Here is a 3,499-nt window from a genome sequence, read left to right as displayed (position 1 = left end):
CTTCAGCCACACCGCCCGCCTCGGCGATCTTGCTCACCCCTACATCTTGTGGTCACGAGAACCCGTTCTACGCACCGTCAATCCGGAAGAGCCCGTTAAGCTGGCCGGGTGACTGCTCCGAACCTCACCCGCGACCAGGCGCGCGAACGCGCCGCCACCATCTCCGTCACCAACTACACCGTCGACCTCGACCTCACCGACGGTGCCGGCGCACCCGGAACCGAGACCTTCCGGTCGTCGAGCACCGTGACCTTCGGTGCCACCGAAGGCGCGAGCACCTTCATCGATCTGGTTGCACCGCGCCTGCTGTCGGCCACTCTGAACGGCACCGACCTCGACATCTCCGACTTCGACGAGTCGGTGGGGATCGAGCTGCCGAATCTTGCCGCCGACAACACGCTGGTGGTCGTCGCCGACTGCGCATACTCCAACACTGGCGAGGGCCTGCACCGCTTCGTCGATCAGAGTGACGACTCGGTCTATCTGTACTCGCAGTTCGAAACCGCCGACGCGAAGCGCATGTTCGCCTGTTTCGACCAACCCGATCTCAAGGCGACCTACACCCTGACGGTCAAGGCGGCCGCCGATTGGAAGGTCATCTCCAACGCGGCGACCGAATCGGTGACCGACGGGGTACACCGGTTCACCGAGACAGCGCCGATGAGCACCTATCTGGTCGCGCTGATCGCCGGCCCGTACGCCGAATGGACCGACGTCTACACCGACGATCACGGCGACATCCCGCTCGGCATCTACTGCCGCGCATCCCTCGCCGAGTTCATGGATCACGAGCGGCTGTTCACCGAGACCAAGCAGGGATTTGCCTTCTACCACAAGAACTTCGGCACTCCGTACGCATTCGGCAAGTACGACCAGCTCTTCGTCCCCGAGTTCAACGCCGGCGCCATGGAGAACGCCGGTGCGGTGACCTTCCTCGAGGACTACGTGTTCCGGTCGCGGGTGACAAAATACAACTATGAGCGACGCGCCGAGACCGTCCTGCACGAGATGGCGCACATGTGGTTCGGCGATCTCGTCACCATGACCTGGTGGGACGACCTGTGGCTCAACGAATCCTTTGCCACCTTCGCCTCGGTGCTGTGCCAGGCCGAGGCCACCGAGTACACCAGTGCGTGGACGACGTTCGCGAACGTGGAGAAGTCGTGGGCCTACCGGCAGGACCAGTTGCCTTCCACCCACCCCGTCGCCGCCGACATCCCCGACATCGCCGCGGTCGAGGTGAACTTCGACGGCATCACCTACGCGAAGGGCGCTTCGGTCCTCAAGCAGCTCGTCGCCTACGTCGGCCTCGAGGATTTCCTCGCCGGGCTGCGTGACTACTTCGTGAGCCACAAGTACGGCAACGCCACCTTCTCCGATCTGCTTGCGGCGCTGGAGAAGTCGTCGGGTCGCGACCTGTCCGACTGGGGCAACCAGTGGTTGCGCACCACCGGCATCAACGTCATGCGACCCGATTTCGAGGTCGACGACGACGGCAAGTTCACGCGGTTCACCGTCGTGCAGGACGGTGCACTGCCTGGCGCGGGAGAGACCCGTACCCATCGGATGGGTGTGGGCATCTACGCCGACAACGGATCCGGCGCACTGGAGCGCGTACACAGCGTCGAACTCGACGTGTCCGGGGATCGCACCGACGTCGCCGATCTGGTGGGTGTCGAACGCGGTGCACTGATACTGCTCAACGACGGCGATCTCACCTATGCGTCGATCCGGCTCGACCCGGAGTCGCTGGCCACCGCGACCGCGCGCATCGGCGACATCACCGACTCCATGCCCCGCACGCTGGTGTGGTCGGCGGCGTGGGAAATGACCCGTCAAGCCGAGATGCGGGCCCGTGACTTCGTCGAACTGGTGGAACGCGGTATCTCCGCCGAAACCGAGATCGGGGTCGTCCAACGGGTTCTGCTGCAGGCGACCACCGCGATCGAGGCCTATGCCGACCCCGAGTGGGTGAGCGCCGAGGGGCGGTCGGGTTTCAGTGCTCGCCTCCTCGAACTCGCGCGTGCGGCGCAAGGCGGATCCGATCACCAACTCGCGTACGTCAACACCCTGCTCGCCGGTCTGCTCAATGCCGACCAGGTCGACGTGGTGCGCGGGCTACTCGACGGTGACGACCCCGCCGACCACGGCCTGCCAGGACTGGCCGTCGATACCGACCTCCGCTGGAAACTGGTGCGCGCGTTGGCAACTGCGGGAGCCATCGACACCGATCCGGATTCCACCCCGATCATCGACGCCGAGGCCGCCCGCGACAACACTGCCACCGGAACCCGCCAGGCGGCCGCGGCCCGCACCGCGCGACCGCTTGCCGAGGCCAAGGCCGACGCATGGGCAAAGGCCATCGACGACGACTCGTTGTCGAACATCTTCACCCGCACGATGATCGAGGGCTTCGCCCGTCCGGGCCAAGGCGAACTGCTCGAACCCTATGTGGCCAAGTACTTCGACGCGGTCCCCGAGGTATGGGCTCGTCGTTCGAGCGAGGTCGCGCAGACGGTGGTGATCGGCCTCTATCCCAGCGGGGCGATGACCGAGGACGCGCTGTCGCTCGCCGACGACTTCCTCGCCGGCGATCATCCGCCCGCTCTCAAGCGCCTGATCGCCGAGGGCCGCGACGGTGTTGCGCGATCGTTGCGCGCACGGAGGTTCGACCGCGGCGAGTGACTCTCAGGGCGTGACGTGCCACACGTAGCGCACTTGCGGTCGGCCGGTGTTGCCATACTCGGTGACCCGGTCGACCGCACCGTCGTCGGCCAGCCGTTCCAGGTAGCGCCATGCGGTGACACGTGAACTACCCAGCCGCGCAGCAACTTCAGAGGCAGTGAGGCCCGCCGGGCTGTCCTGGATCGCACGCCCGACGGTGTCCTCGGTCTCCGGCACGGCCCCCTTCTTGGCGGTCCGGCGATCGCCCGTCATCCGCAGTTCCGACACCGCACGGTCGACGTCACGCTGGCTGACTGCGTCACCGCTCCCCGACAGCGCTTCCCGATACCGTCGATACTGGCCGATCTTCTCCTCGAACGCTGCGAAGGTGAACGGTTTGAGGAGATACAGCAGGACGCCGTGCGACATCGCAGTCCGAACGGTCGCCAGTTCGCGCTGCGCGGTGATGGCGATGACGTCCGGACCTGGCCGAAGCCCCGACAGCGCCGCCGCGAGGTCGACGCCCCGGGCATCGGGCAGACCGAGGTCGAGCAAGACCAGATCGATCGGCGCCCCGTCCGACACCGCAGCACTGGCGGTACGCATCGCATCGTGTGCGGTCGCCACGGTGGCCACCACCTCGAAACCGCCCATGCGACGAAGATATTCGGCCCTTCTGCTCTGAATGTGGATGGTTAGTTAGGCGTACGGGCCGGGTGTGTGCGGGTGGGCGCACGGGCCGCTCGTAGGGTTGAAAGCTCCTACACAACCAACCTTGGGAGCTGACCCGTGCGCGCTACAACCCTACTGAACCGTCTGCTGTGCCTGCCGAGTA

The 3,499-nt window shown here is 65.8% G+C and carries 2 protein-coding genes; one reads left to right on the top strand and one right to left on the bottom strand.

Annotated features, from left to right (window positions below; all coding sequences use genetic code 11):
* Nucleotides 1-108 precede the first annotated feature (108 nt).
* Nucleotides 109-2,685, top strand: a complete 2,577-nt coding sequence (pepN, locus tag ABZW74_RS24245) for an aminopeptidase N (protein WP_355280031.1) — start codon at nt 109-111, stop codon at nt 2,683-2,685.
* A gap of 3 nt (nt 2,686-2,688) precedes the next feature.
* Here pepN and ABZW74_RS24240 read toward each other — a convergent pair whose 3' ends face one another.
* A complete protein-coding gene (locus tag ABZW74_RS24240; RefSeq protein ID WP_355280034.1) occupies nt 2,689-3,357 on the bottom strand; it encodes a response regulator in 669 nt (222 codons plus the stop codon).
* Nucleotides 3,358-3,499 lie beyond the last annotated feature (142 nt).

The organism is Gordonia sp. NPDC003585 (genome assembly GCF_040610755.1).
Taxonomy (GTDB): Bacteria; Actinomycetota; Actinomycetes; order Mycobacteriales; family Mycobacteriaceae; genus Gordonia.
Note: the sequence above shows the minus strand (reverse complement) of the source record. Positions and strands in the feature narration are given on the sequence as shown.